Origin of the sequence: Paenibacillus lignilyticus (assembly GCF_017942085.1) — a bacterium.
Taxonomy (GTDB): Bacteria; Bacillota; Bacilli; order Paenibacillales; family Paenibacillaceae; genus Paenibacillus_Z; species Paenibacillus_Z lignilyticus.
In genome coordinates this window covers 1-759 of record NZ_JAGKSP010000049.1, presented here as the reverse complement: position 1 = coordinate 759, position 759 = coordinate 1, and the positions used below count along the sequence as shown (strand labels likewise).

General features: G+C 55.7%; 1 rRNA gene. It reads right to left on the bottom strand.

Annotated features, from left to right (window positions below):
- Positions 1-4 precede the first annotated feature (4 nt).
- Positions 5-759 (bottom strand): 23S ribosomal RNA (locus I8J30_RS32620); the annotation flags it as partial.

Below are 759 nucleotides of genomic sequence, written 5' to 3'. Positions count from 1 at the left end.
TTCGTAGGATAAGCCCTCGACCGATTAGTATTCGTCAGCTGCATGCATTGCTGCACTTCCACCTCGAACCTATCAACCTGATCGTCTTTCAGGGGTCTTACATACTGGGAAATCTCATCTTGAGGGGGGCTTCACGCTTAGATGCTTTCAGCGCTTATCCCGTCCGCACTTGGCTACCCAGCGGTGCTCCTGGCGGAACAACTGGTACACCAGCGGTGCGTCCATCCCGGTCCTCTCGTACTAAGGACAGCTCCTCTCAAATTTCCTACGCCCACGACAGATAGGGACCGAACTGTCTCACGACGTTCTGAACCCAGCTCGCGTACCGCTTTAATGGGCGAACAGCCCAACCCTTGGGACCTACTTCAGCCCCAGGATGCGATGAGCCGACATCGAGGTGCCAAACCTCCCCGTCGATGTGGACTCTTGGGGGAGATAAGCCTGTTATCCCCAGGGTAGCTTTTATCCGTTGAGCGATGGCCCTTCCATTCGGTACCACCGGATCACTAAGCCCGACTTTCGTCCCTGCTCGACTTGTAGGTCTCGCAGTCAAGCTCCCTTATGCCTTTACACGCTACGAATGATTTCCAACCATTCTGAGGGAACCTTTGGGCGCCTCCGTTACATTTTAGGAGGCGACCGCCCCAGTCAAACTGCCCACCTGACACGGTCCCTGTACCGGATTACGGTACCAGGTTAGAACTCCGATACGATCAGGGTGGTATCCCAACGTTGCCTCCACCGAAGCTGGCGCTCCGG